At 71.7% G+C, this 16,656-nt stretch carries 17 protein-coding genes and 1 pseudogene; 13 read left to right on the forward strand and 5 right to left on the reverse strand.

All coding sequences use genetic code 11. The features are described 5' to 3' along the window. Nucleotides 1-71: 71 nt before the first annotated feature. The 4 genes from AB0Q90_RS41335 to AB0Q90_RS41350 all read left to right on the forward strand — a co-directional run bounded on the left by AB0Q90_RS41335 (nucleotide 72) and on the right by AB0Q90_RS41350 (nucleotide 2,597). Entirely contained in the window at nucleotides 72-884 is an 813-nt protein-coding gene (locus AB0Q90_RS41335; RefSeq protein WP_363165864.1) for a lysophospholipase, read from the forward strand. Between the two features lie 46 nt (nucleotides 885-930). Next, nucleotides 931-1,188: a WhiB family transcriptional regulator gene (locus AB0Q90_RS41340; RefSeq protein ID WP_363165865.1), complete on the forward strand. Its 258-nt coding sequence runs from the start codon at nucleotides 931-933 to the stop codon at nucleotides 1,186-1,188. After that, complete coding sequence (locus AB0Q90_RS41345) at nucleotides 1,185-1,517, forward strand: DUF3140 domain-containing protein (protein ID WP_363165867.1); 333 nt, start codon at nucleotides 1,185-1,187, stop codon at nucleotides 1,515-1,517. The genes AB0Q90_RS41340 and AB0Q90_RS41345 overlap by 4 nt, the downstream gene beginning before the upstream one ends. 270 nt (nucleotides 1,518-1,787) lie before the next feature. After that, on the forward strand, nucleotides 1,788-2,597 hold the full coding sequence (locus tag AB0Q90_RS41350; protein WP_363165868.1) for an SAM-dependent methyltransferase: 810 nt from the start codon (nucleotides 1,788-1,790) through the stop codon (nucleotides 2,595-2,597). Nucleotides 2,598-2,613: 16 nt separating this feature from the next. Here the strand turns inward: AB0Q90_RS41350 and AB0Q90_RS41355 are convergent, their stop codons facing one another. After that, on the reverse strand, nucleotides 2,614-3,084 hold the full coding sequence (locus AB0Q90_RS41355; RefSeq protein ID WP_363165869.1) for a potassium channel family protein: 471 nt from the start codon (nucleotides 3,082-3,084) through the stop codon (nucleotides 2,614-2,616). 166 nt (nucleotides 3,085-3,250) lie between these two features. On the opposite strand from AB0Q90_RS41355, the gene AB0Q90_RS41360 reads away from it, so the two are divergent. The 9 genes from AB0Q90_RS41360 (at nucleotide 3,251) to AB0Q90_RS41400 (ending at nucleotide 12,471) form a co-directional block, all read left to right on the forward strand. Beyond that, nucleotides 3,251-4,057, forward strand: coding sequence for a hypothetical protein (locus tag AB0Q90_RS41360; protein ID WP_363165870.1), 807 nt, complete (start codon nucleotides 3,251-3,253; stop codon nucleotides 4,055-4,057). A 134-nt stretch (nucleotides 4,058-4,191) separates the two neighbouring features. Then, nucleotides 4,192-5,004, forward strand: a complete 813-nt coding sequence (locus tag AB0Q90_RS41365) for an SAM-dependent methyltransferase (protein ID WP_363165871.1) — start codon at nucleotides 4,192-4,194, stop codon at nucleotides 5,002-5,004. Between the two features lie 47 nt (nucleotides 5,005-5,051). After that, entirely contained in the window at nucleotides 5,052-6,455 is a 1,404-nt protein-coding gene (locus AB0Q90_RS41370; protein WP_363165872.1) for a glutamine synthetase family protein, read from the forward strand. A 1-nt stretch (nucleotide 6,456) separates the two neighbouring features. After that, nucleotides 6,457-7,611, forward strand: a complete 1,155-nt coding sequence (locus AB0Q90_RS41375; protein ID WP_363165873.1) for an amidohydrolase family protein — start codon at nucleotides 6,457-6,459, stop codon at nucleotides 7,609-7,611. 33 nt (nucleotides 7,612-7,644) lie between these two features. Then, a complete protein-coding gene (locus tag AB0Q90_RS41380; protein ID WP_363165874.1) occupies nucleotides 7,645-8,181 on the forward strand; it encodes an NUDIX hydrolase family protein in 537 nt (178 codons plus the stop codon). Nucleotides 8,182-8,509: 328 nt separating this feature from the next. After that, the gene (locus AB0Q90_RS41385; protein WP_363165875.1) at nucleotides 8,510-8,947 is read left to right on the forward strand and encodes a Fur family transcriptional regulator; all 438 of its coding nucleotides are present in this window, start codon (nucleotides 8,510-8,512) and stop codon (nucleotides 8,945-8,947) included. A gap of 32 nt (nucleotides 8,948-8,979) precedes the next feature. Continuing rightward, complete coding sequence (gene katG, locus AB0Q90_RS41390; RefSeq protein WP_363165876.1) at nucleotides 8,980-11,199, forward strand: catalase/peroxidase HPI; 2,220 nt, start codon at nucleotides 8,980-8,982, stop codon at nucleotides 11,197-11,199. Nucleotides 11,200-11,288: 89 nt separating this feature from the next. Next, nucleotides 11,289-11,576, forward strand: a complete 288-nt coding sequence (locus AB0Q90_RS41395) for a DUF1905 domain-containing protein (protein WP_363165877.1) — start codon at nucleotides 11,289-11,291, stop codon at nucleotides 11,574-11,576. Nucleotides 11,577-11,646: 70 nt separating this feature from the next. After that, complete coding sequence (locus tag AB0Q90_RS41400; RefSeq protein ID WP_363165878.1) at nucleotides 11,647-12,471, forward strand: class I SAM-dependent methyltransferase; 825 nt, start codon at nucleotides 11,647-11,649, stop codon at nucleotides 12,469-12,471. Here the strand turns inward: AB0Q90_RS41400 and mshA are convergent. The 4 genes and pseudogenes from mshA to AB0Q90_RS41420 form a co-directional block, all read right to left on the reverse strand. After that, a complete protein-coding gene (gene mshA, locus AB0Q90_RS41405; RefSeq protein WP_363165883.1) occupies nucleotides 12,449-13,738 on the reverse strand; it encodes a D-inositol-3-phosphate glycosyltransferase in 1,290 nt (429 codons plus the stop codon). The two genes, AB0Q90_RS41400 and mshA, sit on opposite strands and share 23 nt — an antisense overlap. A 29-nt stretch (nucleotides 13,739-13,767) precedes the next feature. Continuing rightward, nucleotides 13,768-14,625: a formate dehydrogenase accessory sulfurtransferase FdhD gene (fdhD, locus tag AB0Q90_RS41410; RefSeq protein ID WP_363165879.1), complete on the reverse strand. Its 858-nt coding sequence runs from the start codon at nucleotides 14,623-14,625 to the stop codon at nucleotides 13,768-13,770. Nucleotides 14,626-14,644: 19 nt separating this feature from the next. Further along, entirely contained in the window at nucleotides 14,645-16,027 is a 1,383-nt protein-coding gene (locus AB0Q90_RS41415; RefSeq protein ID WP_363165880.1) for an L-serine ammonia-lyase, read from the reverse strand. A 68-nt stretch (nucleotides 16,028-16,095) separates the two neighbouring features. Continuing rightward, nucleotides 16,096-16,656 (reverse strand): annotated as a pseudogene (locus AB0Q90_RS41420) (serine hydroxymethyltransferase); the annotation flags it as partial.

Genomic DNA, 16,656 nt, shown 5'->3' on the forward strand with positions numbered 1-16,656 from the left:
GGACTATAGACCGCCGACCGTCCCCCTGGGAAGATCCCCCGGGAAGCTTCACCGACGCAGCCGGAGGAGACATGGCCGACACCCTGGAACACATCCTCGCCGGAACCCGCGGCCCCATCGTCGTACGCGAATGGCGGGGAAAGCAGGAGCCGCGCTACCTCGCGCTCGTGGTGCACGGCTACGGGGAGCACATCGCCCGGTACGAGGAGGTGGCCGACGTCCTGACGGCGCACGGCGCGGCGGTGTTCGGCCCCGATCACATGGGGCACGGCAGGTCGGCGGGCGAGCGTGTGCTGATCGAGGACTTCGAGGACGTCGTCACCGATGTGCACGCCGTGTCCGAGCTGGCCCGGGCCGCCCACCCCGGCCTTCCGCTGGTCATGGTCGGGCACTCCATGGGCGGCCTGATCTCGGCACGCTACGCCCAGCGCTACGGCGACACCCTCGCCGCGCTGGTGCTGTCCGGGCCGGTGATCGGCGACTGGGAACTGCCGCGGCAACTGCTCGCCCTGGACGAGATCCCGGACACGCCGATCAGCCCGGCCTCGCTCTCCCGTGATCCGGCAGTGGGAGCCGCGTACACGGCGGATCCGCTGGTCTGGCACGGCGCGATGAAACGGCCGACGGTCGAGGCGTTCGCCCTCACTCTGGACACCGTGTCCAAGGGCGGGGACGTGGGGCCGCTGCCGCTGCTGTGGCTGCACGGCGAGGACGACCGGCTGGTGCCGCTGTCCGGCAGCCGGGTGGGCGTGGCGGAGCTGAACGGCGGCGGGCTGACCGAGCGCATCTACCCCGGCGCCCGGCACGAGGTGTTCAACGAGACGAACAAGGCCGAGGTGTTCGCGGACCTGGTCCGCTTCCTGGACGACGTGCTCAAGGGGTGAAACGCCGGGGCGTTTGCACCGGTTCGCCCCGGGCACCCGCGCCCGCATGGAGTGGTTGCGCGGAGCGGCCTGTGTGGGCGAGGACCCCGAGTTGTTCTTCCCCGTGGGCACGAAGGGGCCGGCGCTGCGGGACGTGGCCGCCGCGAAACGGGTCTGCGCCCGCTGCCCGGTGATCATCCAGTGTCTGGCCTTCGCCCTGAGCAGCGGACAGTCCTCGGGCGTGTGGGGCGGAACGTGCGAGGAGGAACGCGCCGCGCTGCTCCGGACGTCCAGGCACGACGCGATAAGGAGGAGTGCGCGATGACCGACAGGCTCGAACTCGACACACTGTGGGAGGACTTCCACCGCGCCGTGAACATGACCTCGCAGGAACTGGCCGCGTGGCTGCGCGTCAGCGACGCCTCCGAGGAGACCGAACCGCTGCCGGAGCACGCGGGCACACCGACGGGACAGCATGTCCTGGCGATCCTCCAGAAGCGCCGCACGGACCTCACCGACGACGACATCGAGGTGATGTACGAGGTGGTCGACACCGTCGCCGAGCAGGCGGACGTGGAGAACGAGCCCGAGGCGGAGGACTCCCGCCGCAGGCACCTGCTGATGTCGCTGGGCCACGACCCGCTGAAGCCATGACCGGCAGGGGGCCTCGGCGCGGGCGGGGCCGGCCGGAAGTCGCCCCGATCCTCGACGCATCTCGCCCCCAAGGCACGGTCGGGGGCGGAGCGGTCCGGTCTGAACCACCTGGTGAAGCTTGCCGAGGACACCGAACCCGCCTCCCTCACCGCCGCGTTGGTGCCGCGCGCGCTCGACAAGGAGGTGGCCGAAGACAGTCTCCGCCGCGCCGGATGATCGTGAAAGACTGCCCGCAGCGCACACCTTGGCCAGCGAGCAGAGGAGCACCGCGTGACCGGGACCGAGCCGGCCGTCCGCATCGACACGACCCGGCCGCATCCGGCCCGGGTGTACGACTGGTACCTCGGCGGCAAGGACAACTACCCGGTCGACGAGGCGCTCGGCCGGCAGATCATGGCGATCGACACCGGTGCTCCGCGGGCCGCCCGCAGCAACCGCTGGTTCATGCAGCGGGCCACGCGCCACCTCGCCGGGGCGACGGGCATCCGCCAGTTCCTGGACATCGGCACCGGCATACCCACCGAGCCCAACCTCCACCAGATCGCCCAGTCCTTCGCGCCGGACGCGCGCGTGGTCTACGTCGACAACGACCCGATCGTCCTGGCCCACGCCGAGGCCCTGCTGCGCGGCACCCCGGAGGGCAGGACGGAGTACCTCCAGGCCGACGCCCGCGATCCGCACCGCATCCTCGAACAGGCGGCCCACGTCCTCGACTTCGACCGCCCCATCGCCCTGTCACTCATCGCCCTGCTGCACTTCGTCGCGGACGAGGACGGCGCCTACGACCTGGTGGACACCCTCGTCGAGGCGCTGGCGCCGGGCAGTTGCCTGGTCCTGTCGTGCATGACCGCCGACTTCGAGCCGGAGAACGTCCGCCAGGGCATCGAGCGCTACCGGGCGGGCGGCGTGACCCTCGTGGCCCGCTCGCACCCCGAAGTGGGCCGCTTCTTCAAGGGACTTGAGATGGCAGAGCCGGGCATCGTCTCGGTGAAGGACTGGCGCCCGGACCTGGCGGAGGGCGAGACACCGCTCGGGGACGGGCCGGTGTCTCTGTACGGCGGGGCCGGCATCAAGCGCTGACTCCCCTCGCGTGCGGCTAGGGGCCGCCCTCCCCCTTCCCGGCCAGCATCCGCTCCAGCCGGTCGAAGCGTTCGTGCAGCTCGCGGGCCGTCTCGTCGCGCAACTCGTGGGCGTCGTGCGCCAGTCGGTGCCGACGCTTCTGCTCGCGGCCGACGAACCAGGTGGCCAGCGCCGCGGTGACCATGCCGTATGTGGTGATCCCGACGACCATGACGACGGCGGCGACGACGCGGCCCCAGAAGGTCACGGGGTAGAAGTCGCCGTATCCGACGGTGGTGGCGGTCTCGACCGACCACCACAGAGCCTTCGGATACGTCGTCAGGTTGGCGCCCCTGGCGCCCTCTTCGGCGGCCACCACCGCCCAGGAGCCGGTGAGCATCACCACGACCAGGACGGCCGTCGCGCCGCTCGCCGCCTTCAGATGGAGGGAGCGGCCCTCACGGGCGAGCAGCGCCTGGACCGCCCTGGTGAGGAATCCGGGCAGCATGGTGACTCCTTCGGGTGCGGGCACGACATGGGGTCAGTGTCGGGCCGGGGCCGCGGGCGGGCACGCCGGGCGGTGGGCGCTCACCCGAACGGGCCGGTGCCGCTGGTGGGCGCGGAGAGCCGGTGTTGCGCTGGGGGCAGATCCGCGTCCCAAGGAGGCCTCCGCCATGATCCACCGCCCTCTCGTCCGTGCCCTGGTCCCGGTCCTGGCGGCGGGCGCCCTGCTGACCTGCGCCGGCTGCTCGGACGACGGCGACAGCGACGCGGGCGCCGCGGAGGTCTCCGCCTCCCCGCTCGCCGCGAAGTCCCCCACCCCCGCGGCACGTCTCACGCAGGCCGGGGCGCGGGCCGCGCTGATCACCGAGGCCGACATCGAGGACGACTGGACGCAGGTGAAGGACGCCTCCGGCTGGAGCGACAGTCTGGTCGTCGGACGGGTCGACGTCGCCGACTTCCTCACCGCGAAAGCGAACGCCGCCGACTGCCAGCGGCTCCTGGACCGCCTGTACGGCGACGACCTGCTGGGCACGCCGTCGGGGGCGTCGGCGCTGCGGGGCTTCGAGGAGGATGACTCGCGGCTGCTGTACCAGGTCGCGGCCTACGACCGGACGGACCTCGCCGCCTCCATGGCCTGGCTGAAGACCCTGCCCGTCAAGTGCGACCGGTTCACCGCGACCGACGACACGGGAGCGGAGCGCACGGTCGAGGTCACCGAGACCTCGCTGCCCGACGAGGGCGACGCCCGCCAGGGGCTGCACGTGACGGTGCAGGGCACGGTCGACGGCTCGCCCGCCACGCTCACCCTGGACGTCGCCGCCGTACGCGTGGGCACCGACGCGATCACGGTCACGGCCGGCGGCCTGGACGGCGACGAGGACGACGCCGTGGAGGACGCGGTCACGAAGGGCACCCAGCGCCTGAAGGACGTACTCGCCGGGAACACGCCCGCGGCCGGCCCCGGCGAATTCCGCTGACGTTCCCGGCCGTTCACACTCCCGCAGGTCAACCGCCGCCTCTCCTCCACCGATTCGGGGGACAGCGTGATCAAGGGGCGGCACAATGGCCCTTGCGGCCGGTGTCGGCCGCATGTGCGAGGAGAGGACGAGACGTGAGTGAGAGCGACACCCCGGCGGGCGGGTCGGCCAAGCTGAACACCGGTGTGGCGCACAACGCGCGCGTGTGGAACTACTGGATCGGCGGCAAGGACAACTACGAGGTCGACCAGCGGGTCGGCGAGCACGTCGCCGGCATGTTCCCGATCATCCGGGACATCGCCCGCGCGGACCGCGACTTCCTCGGGCGGGCGGTGCGGTTCCTCGCCGAGGAGCGCGGGGTGCGCCAGTTCCTCGACATCGGCACCGGGCTGCCGACGGCGGAGAACACCCACGAGATCGCCCAGCGCGTCGCCCCCGAGTCACGGATCGTCTACGTCGACAACGACCCGATCGTGCTGGTGCACGCCCGCACCCTGCTCACCGGCACCCCCGAGGGCGCCACCGACTACATCGACGCCGATGTGCACGACCCGGACGCGATCATCGAACGCGCCGCGCAGACCCTCGACTTCACCCGCCCGGTCGCGGTGATGATGCTGGGCATCCTCAACTTCGTGCTGGACGTCGAGAAGGCGCGCGACATCGCCCGCCGGGTGATGGCCGCGACCCCCTCCGGCAGCTACCTGGTGCTGACCCACCCCACCCACGACGACGAGGTGGGCGGCGCCGGCCAGATCCCGGCGATGAAGTTCTGGAACGAGAACGCCACGCCGCCGATCACCGCGCGCAGCGGCGCGGACATCGCCGCCTTCTTCGAGGGCCTCGAACTGCTCGAACCGGGCCTGGTGTCCTGCTCGGTGTGGCGCGCCGAGTCCGACTCTCCCGTCACGGTGCCGCAGTACGGCGCGGTGGCCGTGAAACCCTGACGCCCACAGCGCGGCACGGCCCCGCTCGTCCTCGTCGAGGAGTACGCATGACCACGCTTGCCGATCCCGTCCCCGGCGGACGTCCCGGTGACGTCGAGCGGGCCACTGCGCTGAGCGGGGAGCTGTCCGGGCGGGGCGTGCACGGCATCGTGCTGGCCTATGTGGACACCGCCGGGATCACCAGGGTGAAGGCGGTCCCGACGGCGAAGCTGCCCTCGGCGGCCGCCTGGGGCGTCGGGATGTCACCGGTGTTCGACACGTTCCTGGCCAACGACTCCATCGTCACCACCGACGTCCTCGGCTCCCCGGACGGCGATCTGCGGCTCTACCCGGACCTGGACCGGCTGGTGGTGCTGGCCGGGCAGCCCGGCTGGGCCTGGGCGCCGGTCGACCGGATCACGCAGGAGGGCGAGCGGCATCCGGGATGCAGCCGCACCTTCCTGCGGCACGTCGTCGCCCGCGCGGCCCACGAGCACGGGATCACCTTCAAGGCGTCCGTGGAGATCGAGTGGGCCGTCGGACGCGGCCCGCTGGCCGACGGCGACCTCGTGCCCGCGGTGACAGGACCGGCGTACGGCGCCGTCCGGCAGGTCCAGCTGAGCGACTGCACCGCCGAGCTGCTGGCCGCGCTCGCCGAGCAGGGCGTGGACGTCGACCAGATCCATCCGGAGTACGCGGCCGGGCAGTTCGAGCTGTCGGTGGGCGCGCTGGACCCGGTGGCGGCGGCCGACCGCAGTGTGCTCGTGCGCCAGACCATCCGGGCGGTGGCCCAGCGCCACGGGCTGGTGGTGTCGTTCGCCCCGGCGGTCTTCGCGCAGGGCGTCGGCAACGGCGGCCACATCCACCTCTCCGCCTGGCGCGACGGCGTCAATCTGCACGCGGGCGGCGAGGGCCGCCACGGCATGACGGCCGACGCCGAGTCGTTCGCGGCCGGGGTGCTCAACCGCCTCCCGGCGCTCACCGCGGTGACCGCGCCCAGTCCCGCCAGCTATCTGCGGCTCAAGCCCTCCCAGTGGGCGGGGGTGTTCACCGCCTGGGGGCGGGAGACCCGCGAGGCGGCCCTGCGGGTGATCACCGGCAGCGCGGGCGTGCACGACCAGGCGGCGAACCTGGAGGTCAAACCAGTCGACCTGGCCGCCAACCCCTACCTCGCGCTCGGCTGCATCCTCGCCGCCGGGCTGGACGGCATGGCGTCGGCCGCGCCCCTGCCGCAGGAGATCACCGGCGATCCGGCCCGGCTGGCCGCCGAGGAGGCCCGGGCCCGGGGCGTTCGACGGCTGCCCACCTCGCTCGGCGAGGCCGTCGAGGCGTTCCGCGCGGACGACCGGCTGCGCGCCGCGCTGGGGCCGGTTCTCGCCGACGCGGTGATCGCCGTACGGCAGGGGGAGAGTGCGGCCGTGTCCGGGCTCGACGACGAGCACATCGCGGCGGCGTACCGGTGGCGGTACTGACATGGCGGCCACCGCCCCCGGGCCGGTCCACGAGGCCCTCGCCGCGCTGCCCCTCGTCGACCACCACTGCCACGGCGTGGTCACCGGCACCCTGGACCGGGCGGGCTTCGAGGCGCTGCTGACGGAGGGCGAGGCGTGGCCCGGGATCTCGCCGTTCGACAGCCCGGTCGGCGTGGCCGTCCGCCGCCACTGCGCACCCCTGCTGGACCTGCCCCGGCACGCCCCGGCCGAGGAGTACCTGGCCCGGCGTGCCGAACTCGGTGGACGCGAGGTGGCACGCCGGTTCCTCACGGCCGCCGGAACCGAGGTCTTCTGCGTCGACACCGGCTACGCCCCGCAGCCCCTGACCCCACCTCAGGAACTGACCGCGGGCAGCGCCTTCGAGGTCGTACGCCTGGAGGCCGTCGCCGAGGCGGTCGCCGACGCGGGGATCGACGCGGACGCGTACGGCACGGTGTTCCGTGCGGCCGCCGAGGACGCCGTACGCCGGCCCGGCGTGGTGGCGGTGAAATCCGTCGCCGCCTACCGCACCGGCTTCGACCTGGACCCGGCCCGCCCCACGGACGCGGAGGTCACCGAGGCGGCCCGGCGCTGGCTCGCGCAGGGCGGCCGGCTGGCCGACCCGGTGCTGGTACGGCATCTGCTGTGGACCGCCGTGGACCTGGGCCTGCCCCTCCAACTGCACACCGGGTTCGGCGACAACGACATCCGGCTGCACCGCGCGGACCCCACCCACCTCACGGACTGGCTGCACCTGACCGCCGGCACGATCCCCGTACTGCTCCTGCACTGCTGGCCGTACCAGCGCCAGGCCTCCTACCTGGCCGCCGTGTTCGAGCAGGTGTACCTCGACGTCGGCCTCACACTGCATCACGTCGGTCCCGCCCGGGCCCGCGCGGTCCTGGCGGAGGCCCTTGAGATCACCCCGTTCCGCAAGCTGCTGTACAGCTCCGACGCCTACGGTCTGGCCGAGTTCTACGGGCTCGGCGCGCTGGCCTTCCGGCAGGGGCTGGCCTCGCTGCTCCAGGACCGGGTGGACGCCGACGAACTGAGCCTGCCGGACGCGCTGCGGTTAGCGGCGTGGACCGGCGCCGACAACGCCCGCCGCCTGTACGGACTTCCCTCCGCCGACCCCGTCCCCCACCCTCGCGACTGAGCGCGCGTCATTCCTGGAAAGTATGATCAAGCGATGTCTGACATGACCGAAACCACGCCCGGCTGGCTGACCTCCGACGAGCTGGACATGGCACGCGCCCGCATGCCGATCCTCTACGTCGAGGCGGTGCCCGTGCGTGTCGACGACAGCGGCGAAGTCATCAGCGTCGGCCTGCTGCTGCGCATCGGGCCCGACGGAACGGTCAGCCGGACGCTGGTGTCCGGCCGCGTGCTGCACCACGAACGGGTGCGCGACGCGCTGCTGCGCCACCTGGAGAAGGACCTCGGCCCGGTGGCCCTCCCCCGCGTCCCGGCCTCCCTGCAGCCCTTCACCGTCGCCGAGTACTTCCCGACGCAGGGCATCACGCCGTACCACGACCCGCGCCAGCACGCGGTGTCCCTGGCCTACGTGGTCCCGGTGAGCGGCGACTGCCGTCCCCGCCAGGACGCGCTGGACCTGGTGTGGTTCAGCCCCCAGGAGGCCCTGTCGCTCGCGGTGCAGAGCGAGATGCCGGGCGGACACGGGGTACTGCTGAAGCAGGCGCTGGCGCACGTGGGCTGCGCGGTCTGACCACCGCGCGAAGCCGCCGGCGAGGCAGTCAGCCCTCGTCGGCGGCTTTGCGCTGCGTGGAACCGGGCTCGCCGGTGTCCCGGCGCCACTCGACGACCAGTTCGTCCTTGGTGCCGAAGCGGACCAGATGCCGTCGCACCGTCACTCACCGTAACTCCTTTATGACCCTTGGTTTCTCGTGCGAGTCGCGAGGCGGGATAGAGGTCGTTGCGAGAGGCTTGTTTGTACGACGTCGGGGACGGGACTCCCCTTCGGCATGTACAAGCCATCAAATTAGAACCTGTCGTTTTCTTGAGGCATTCGTGTTTTTGAGGGTAGGTTCGGAGGCATGACCTCATCCCGGACTCCGACCACCGCAGACGAGCTGCGTGGTGCCGGCCTGCGGGTGACGGCTGCTCGTGTCGCGCTGCTCGACACCGTCCGGGACGGTGACCACCTGGGTGTCGAGGCGATCGCCTCAGGGGTGCGCGACCGCGTGGGCCACTTCTCTCTCCAAGCCGTGTACGAGGGTCTCCACGCCCTCACCACGGCGGGACTCATACGCCGTATCGAACCGGCCGGCAGCCCGGCCAGATTCGAGGGACGCGTCGGCGACAACCACCACCACGTCCTGTGCCGGTCGTGCGGTGTCCTCGCCGATGTCGACTGCGCGGTCGGCGCAGCCCCCTGCCTGACCGCCACCGAGGACCACGGCTTCTCGATCGACGAGGCCGAAGTCATCTACTGGGGCCTGTGCCCCGGCTGTTCCACCGCCCGCAGTGCCTGAGCACAAGATTTATGAAGCCCGGAAGGATTCCCATGGCTGAGAACCCGGACGCAATCGTCACCGACTCGAAGACGGAGGAAGGCACAGGGGGCTGCCCCGTCGCGCACGGGCGCGCTGCACACCCGACCCAGGGTGGTGGAAACCGCCAGTGGTGGCCGGAGCGGCTCAACCTGAAGATCCTCGCCACGAACCCGCCGGCGACCAACCCGCTCGGCGAGGAGTTCGACTACGCCGAGGCGTTCAAGAACCTCGACCTCGCGGCCGTGAAGCAGGACATCGCCGAGGTGCTCACCACCTCGCAGGACTGGTGGCCCGCCGACTTCGGCCACTACGGCCCGCTGATGATCCGTATGGCCTGGCACAGCGCCGGCACCTACCGGATCAGCGACGGCCGCGGCGGCGGCGGTGCCGGCCAGCAGCGCTTCGCGCCGCTGAACAGCTGGCCGGACAACGGCAACCTGGACAAGGCCCGCCGTCTGCTCTGGCCGGTCAAGAAGAAGTACGGCCAGTCCATCTCCTGGGCCGACCTCATGATCCTCACCGGTAACGTCGCCCTGGAGCAGATGGGCTTCGAGACCTTCGGCTTCGGCGGCGGCCGCGAGGACGTCTGGGAGGCCGACGAGGACGTCTACTGGGGCCCCGAGACCACCTGGCTCGACGACCAGCGCTACACGGGCGACCGTGAGCTGGAGAACCCCCTCGGCGCCGTCCAGATGGGCCTCATCTACGTCAACCCGGAGGGCCCGAACGGCAACCCGGACCCGATCGCGGCGGCCCGCGACATCCGCGAGACCTTCCGCCGCATGGCGATGAACGACGAGGAGACGGTCGCCCTGATCGCGGGCGGTCACACCTTCGGCAAGACCCACGGCGCCGGCCCGGCCGAGTCCGTGGGCAACGACCCCGAGGCCGCCTCCATGGAGGAGCAGGGCCTGGGCTGGAAGAGCACCTACGGCACGGGCGTGGGCAAGGACGCGATCACCAGTGGCCTTGAGGTCATCTGGACCACGACCCCGACCCAGTGGAGCAACGGGTTCTTCAAGAACCTGTTCGAGTACGAGTACGAGCCCGACACGAGCCCGGCCGGCGCCCACCAGTGGATCGCGAAGGACGCCCCCGAGATCGTCCCGGACGCGTTCGACGCGGAGCAGAAGCACCGCCCGCGCATGCTCACCACCGACCTGTCGCTGCGCTTCGACCCGGTCTACGAGCCGATCGCGCGTCGCTTCTACGAGAACCCGGACCAGTTCGCGGACGCCTTCGCCCGCGCCTGGTACAAGCTGACCCACCGTGACATGGGCCCGAAGTCGCTGTACCTCGGCCCGGAGGTCCCGGAGGAGACGCTGCTGTGGCAGGACCCGCTGCCGCAGGCCGAGGGCGAGGCCATCGACGCCGCCGACGTCGCGGCGCTCAAGGCCAAGATCCTCGAATCGGGCCTGACCGTCTCCCAGCTGGTCTCCGCCGCGTGGGCGTCCGCCGCGACGTTCCGCGGCAGCGACAAGCGCGGTGGCGCCAACGGTGCCCGTATCCGCCTGGAGCCGCAGCGCGGCTGGGAGGTCAACAACCCCGACGAGCTCGCTCAGGTGCTGCGCACCCTGGAGGGCATCCAGAGCGGGTTCAACTCCGGCGCCAAGAAGGTCTCCCTGGCCGACCTGATCGTCCTCGGCGGTTCCGCCGCCGTGGAGAAGGCCGCCAAGGACGCCGGCGTCGAGGTCGAGGTGCCGTTCACCGCGGGCCGTGTCGACGCGACCGAGGAGCACACCGACGTCGAGTCGTTCGCCGCGCTTGAGCCGACGTCCGACGGGTTCCGCAACTACCTCGGCAAGGGCAACCGCCTGCCTGCCGAGTACCTGCTGCTGGACCGGGCGAACCTGCTCACGCTGAGCGCCCCCGAGATGACCGTTCTCGTCGGTGGTCTGCGCGTCCTGGGCACCAACCACGACGGGTCGAAGCACGGCGTCCTCACCGGGACGCCGGGCAAGCTGACCAACGACTTCTTCGTCAACCTGCTCGACCTGGGCACGGCGTGGAAGTCGACGTCCTCCGACCAGACCACCTTCGAGGGCCGTGACCTGGCCTCCGGCGAGGTCAAGTGGACCGGCACCCGTGCCGACCTGGTCTTCGGCTCGAACTCCGAGCTGCGCGCGCTCGCCGAGGTCTACGCGAGCGACGACGCGAAGGAGAAGTTCGTGAACGACTTCGTCGCGGCGTGGGTCAAGGTCATGGAGCTGGACCGGTTCGACCTGGTCTGAGCTTCCCGATCATGATGTCCGGGCCGGCCGACACCCGTCGGCCGGCCCGGTCGTCCTTTCCCGGACCTTCCCGAAACGAGGCCGACCTCTTGGAACTCGCCTTCACCGCCCAGGTGATCGAGTGGCGCGGGCCGTCGCCGTACTACTTCCTGCCCGTCCCGGAGCAGGAGTCCGCCGACATCCGTGAGGTGGCCGCGATGGCCACGTACGGCTGGGGCGTGATCCCGGTCGACGCCCGTATTGGCGCGACCACCTTCAGCACGTCGCTCTTCCCCAAGGACGGCGGCTATCTGCTGCCCCTCAAGAGCGCCGTGCGCAGGCCGCAGTGCCTCTCGGCCGGGGACGAGGTGGCGGTGGAGCTGACGGTGCGTCTCTGAGGAGCCGGGCCCCGCACAGGACCATAGAAATGGGATCCATTTTCATATAGTCTGCCGCGGGGAGGCCGTCATGACGCAGCAGATCACCCTGGGCGCGGTCCAGGAAACCCTTCTGATCCCCCTCTACGGCCGCGCCGTGGAGAACGGCAAGCCGGACGCCGCCCTGCGGGACGCCCGCGCCGAGGAGATCGTCGCCGCGATCGACTACGACTTCACCCGGTTCGACGGCCTGCAAAGCCTGATCGGAACCGTGCTGCGCACCAGCCTGTTCGACCGCTGGGCCGGCGACTTCCTCACTGAGCACCCCGCGGGCACCGTCGTGGAACTCGGCACCGGCCTCAACACCCGGTTCGAGCGGCTCGACAACGGCCAGGTCCGCTGGTTCGACCTCGACCTGCCCGACGTGATCGACCTGCGCCGGACCTTCTTCGCCGACACCCCGCGGCGGACCATGATCGCCGCGTCCGTCACCGACGCGACATGGGCGGACACCGTGGCGGAGCAGTCGGGCGGACCGTACTTCTTCGCCGCCGAAGCCGTTCTGCCGTTCCTGGAGGAGAACGACGTCCGGTTCGTCGTCGACCTCGTCGCCGACCGCTTCCCCGGCTCGCTGCTGGCCCTGGACACCGCGGGCCCCGGCATCGTCTCCACCCAGGACCGGCACGACGCGCTGAGCAAGGTCGAGGCACGCATGCGGTGGTCCTGCGCGACCCCGGCCGTACTCTCCGAGTGGCGCCCAGGCGCACAGGTGCTGACCTCCCACACCCTCAGCACCCTCCCGGCCCCGATGCGCGACCAACTGCCGCCCGCCTACCAGGAGATGCTCGCCGGTCTGGCCGCACAGCAGCTGCCCCAGGTCGAGGAGTACCGGCTCAGCCTGCTCCGGCTGCCGTAGCCCGCGCGGCCCTCGGGATTCGGCGCAGCCCGCGCTCGTGCAGGGCCGCCGTGTAGACGTCCAAGGTCGCCTCCGCGGCCGTGGCCCAGCCGAAGGAGCGGGCATGCCGGACCGCGGCCTCGCTCATGCGGGTGAGGCGGGCCGGGTTCGCGGCGAGGCCGTGCAGCGCCCGCGCGTAGTCCGCCGGGTCGTGCCCGGGTACGAGGACGCCGCTCACGCCGTCCCGTACGGCCACCGGCAGCCCACCGACCGCCGCGGCGATCACCGGGGTGCCACAGGCCTGTGCCTCGACGGCCACCAGGCCGAAGGACTCGCTGTGGGACGGCATGACCAGCACGGACGCCGCCCGGTACCAGTCGGCGAGCCGGTCCTGGCCGACCGGTGGCCGGAACAGCACGACGTCCGAGACGCCGAGCCGGGCCGCCAGTTTCTGCAGCCCCTCCGGTTCGGTCAGACCGCTGCCGCTGGGCCCGCCCACGACCGGCACCACAATCCGCTCACGCAGCCGCGGCCGCTCCCGAAGCAGCCGTGCCACCGCACGCAGCAGGACGTCCGGCGCCTTCAACGGCTGGATGCGGCCCACGAACAGAGGGATCAGCGCGTCCTGCGGGAGGCCGAGGCGGGACCGGGCCGCCGCCCGGCCGGCCTCGATGCCGGAGGCGTCGGGCCGGAAGCGCTCCAGGTTGACACCGGGGTGGACGACGGCGACCCGGCCGGTGTCGGCGTCGTAGTGGCGCAGGAGTTCCTGCGCCTCCTTCCCGGTGTTCGCTATCAACCGGTCGGCGGCGCGCACGACTTGGGTCTCACCGCACACGCGAGCCGCGGGCTCGGGGGTGTCGCCCTCGGCGAGGGAGGCGTTCTTGACCTTGGCCATGGTGTGCATGGCGTGGACGAGCGGGACGCCCCACCGCTCGGCGGCGAGACGGCCGACGTGGCCGGAGAGCCAGTAGTGGGAGTGGACCAGGTCGTAGTGGCCCGTCCGGTGGCCGGCCCAGGCCTGTGTCACGCCGTGCGTGAAGGCGCACAGCTGTGCGGGCAGGTCCTCCTTGGCCAGCGGCTCGTAGGGTCCGGCGGCCACGTGCCGGACCAGGACACCGGGCGCGAGTTCGACGCGGGGCGGCAGCGCGGCGGAGGTGGCCCGGGTGAAGATCTCCACCTCGATGCCGGTGGCGGCGAGGCGCTTGGCGAGTTCGACGATGTAGACGTTCATCCCGCCGGCGTCGCCGGTGCCGGGCTGGTGCAGCGGTGAGGTGTGCACGCTGAGCATCGCGACGCGGCGGAGCGGGTCGGGCCGGGTCAAGTACCGGCTCCTGCCGTGGCCCCGCCTCGCAGATCGAGGCGCTGCTCGCCCGCGTACACGTTCATGGAGCCGCCGCGCAGGAAGCCGACGAGCGTGAGTCCCGTCTCCGCGGCCAGGTCCACGGCGAGGGAGGAGGGTGCCGAGACCGCCGCCAGCACCGGGATGCCCGCCATGACCGCCTTCTGCGCCAGCTCGAAGGAGGCCCGTCCGGACACCAGCAGGATGCTCCGGGACAGTGGCAGTCGCCCGGACCGCAGCGCGCGGCCGACCAGCTTGTCCACGGCGTTGTGCCGGCCGACGTCCTCGCGCAGGTCGAGCAGCTCGCCCTCGGGCGAGAACAGCCCGGCGGCGTGCAGGCCACCGGTGCGGTCGAACACTCGCTGCGCGGCCCGCAGCCGGTCGGGCAGGGCCGCCAGCAGGCCGGGGGTGACCCGGACCGGGGGCGTGTCGGCGACCGGCCACCGCGCGGTGGTCCGTACGGCGTCCAGGCTCGCCTTCCCGCACAGGCCGCACGACGACGTGGTGTACACGTTCCGCTCAAGGGTGATGTCGGGGACCGGCACGCCGGGAGCGAGCTGCACGTCGACGACGTTGTACGTGTTGGAACCGTTCTTTGTCGCGCCCGCGCAGTACACGATGTTCGCCACGTCCTCGGCGCCGCCCAGGACGCCCTCGCTCACCAGGAAGCCCGCGGCGAGCGCGAAGTCGTCCCCGGGCGTGCGCATGGTGATGGCCAGTGGCCTGCCGCCCAGCCGGATCTCCAGGGGCTCCTCGGCGACCAGCGTGTCCGGGCGCGTGCTCGGCGCGCCGTCCCGGATCCGCAGCACGCGCCGTCGCTCGGTGACTCGTCCCATGCCGTGTCGCTTCCCCTGCTCAGCACTCGATGACGTTGACGGCGAGTCCGCCGCGGGCGGTCTCCTTGTACTTGACCTTCATGTCGGCGCCGGTCTCCTTCATGGTCTTGATGACCTTGTCGAGGGAGACGTGGTGGCGGCCGTCGCCGCGCAGGGCCATCCGGGCGGCGGTGACGGCCTTGACCGCGGCCATGCCGTTGCGTTCGATGCAGGGGATCTGCACGAGGCCGCCGACCGGGTCGCAGGTGAGGCCGAGGTTGTGTTCCATGCCGATCTCGGCGGCGTTCTCGACCTGTTCGGGGCTGCCGCCGAGGACCTCGGCCAGACCTCCGGCGGCCATGGAGCAGGCCGAGCCGACCTCGCCCTGGCAGCCGACCTCGGCGCCGGAGATGGAGGCGTTCTCCTTGAAGAGCATGCCGATCGCGCCCGCCGCGAGGAGGAAGCGGACGATACCGTCCTCGTCGGCGCCCGGCACGAAGTTGATGTAGTAGTGCAGTACGGCGGGGATGATGCCGGCGGCGCCGTTCGTCGGGGCGGTGACGACCCGGCCGCCCGCGGCGTTCTCCTCGTTCACGGCCATCGCGTAGAGGGTCACCCACTCCATGGCGCGGCTCACCGCGTCGCCCTCGCTGCGCAGTGCCCGAGCCGCCGCCGCGGCCCGGCGCCGGACCTTCAGGCCGCCGGGCAGGATGCCCTCGCGGCCCAGCCCCCGGGAGACACAGGCCTCCATGACCCGCCAGATCTCCAGCAGCCCCGTGCGGATCTCCTCCTCGGGGCGCCAGGCCTTCTCGTTCTCCAGCATCAACGCGGAGATCGACAGGCCGGTCTCCCGGGAGAGCCGCAGCAGTTCGTCGCCCGTGCCGAACGGATGGGGCAGCACGGTCTCGTCGAGCTTGATCCGGTCCGCGCCGACGGCGTCCTCGTCGACCACGAAGCCGCCGCCCACCGAGTAATACGTCTTCTCCAGCAGCGGCACTCCGTCGCCGTCGTAGGCGAAGAGGATCATGCCGTTGGCGTGGTACGGGAGCGACCGCCTGCGGTGCAGGACCAACTGGGTCGCGGCGTCGAAGTCGATCTCGTGGGCCGGGCCGATCTCGGCGCCCAGGAGCCGGATGCGACCGGTGCCGCGGATCCGTTCGACGTCCAGGTCGGCCTGGGCGACGTCGACCGTGTGCGGCTCGTTGCCCTCCAGGCCGAGCAGCACTGCCTTGGGGGTGCCGTGTCCGTGGCCGGTGGCGCCCAGGGAGCCGAACAACTCCGCCCGCACCGCGGCGGTCTGGGCGAGCACTCCGTCCTGCTTCAGCCGGGCGACGAACATCCCGGCGGCACGCATCGGGCCGACGGTGTGCGAGCTCGACGGGCCGATGCCGATCGAGAACAGGTCGAAGACGCTGATTGCCACGCCATACTCCGTGGGATTGAAGGGGCGTGCCGAGCGGTCGCGGGCACGCCCCTGCGGGAGGTTGTCGGTTACAGGCCGGGGTACAGCGGGTGCTTGGCGACGAGCGCCTTGACCCGGCCCTTCAGTGCCTCGACGTCGTAGGACGGCTGCAGCGCTTCCGCGATCACGTCCGCGACCTCGGTGAAGTCCTCGGCCGTGAAGCCGCGGGTGGCCAGAGCGGGCGTGCCGATCCGCAGACCCGAGGTCACCATCGGCGGGCGCGGGTCGTTGGGGACGGCGTTGCGGTTGACCGTGATGCCGACCTCGTGGAGACGGTCCTCGGCCTGCCGGCCGTCCAGCTCGGACTCGCGCAGGTCCACCAGGATCAGGTGGACGTCCGTGCCGCCGGACAAAACGTTCACGCCGGCCGCGCGGGCGTCGTCGGCCGTCAGACGCTCGGCGAGGATGCGCGCGCCCTCCACGGTACGCCGCTGACGCTCCTTGAACTCCTCGCTCGCGGCGACCTTGAAGGAGACCGCCTTGGCCGCGATCACATGCTCCAGGGGGCCGCCCTGGAAGCCCGGGAAGACGGAGGAGTTCAGCTTCTTCGCGAAGTCCTGCTTCGCGAGGATGATGCCGCCGCGCGGGCC

Source organism: Streptomyces sp. NPDC079141, assembly GCF_040686775.1.
Classification (GTDB): domain Bacteria; phylum Actinomycetota; class Actinomycetes; order Streptomycetales; family Streptomycetaceae; genus Streptomyces.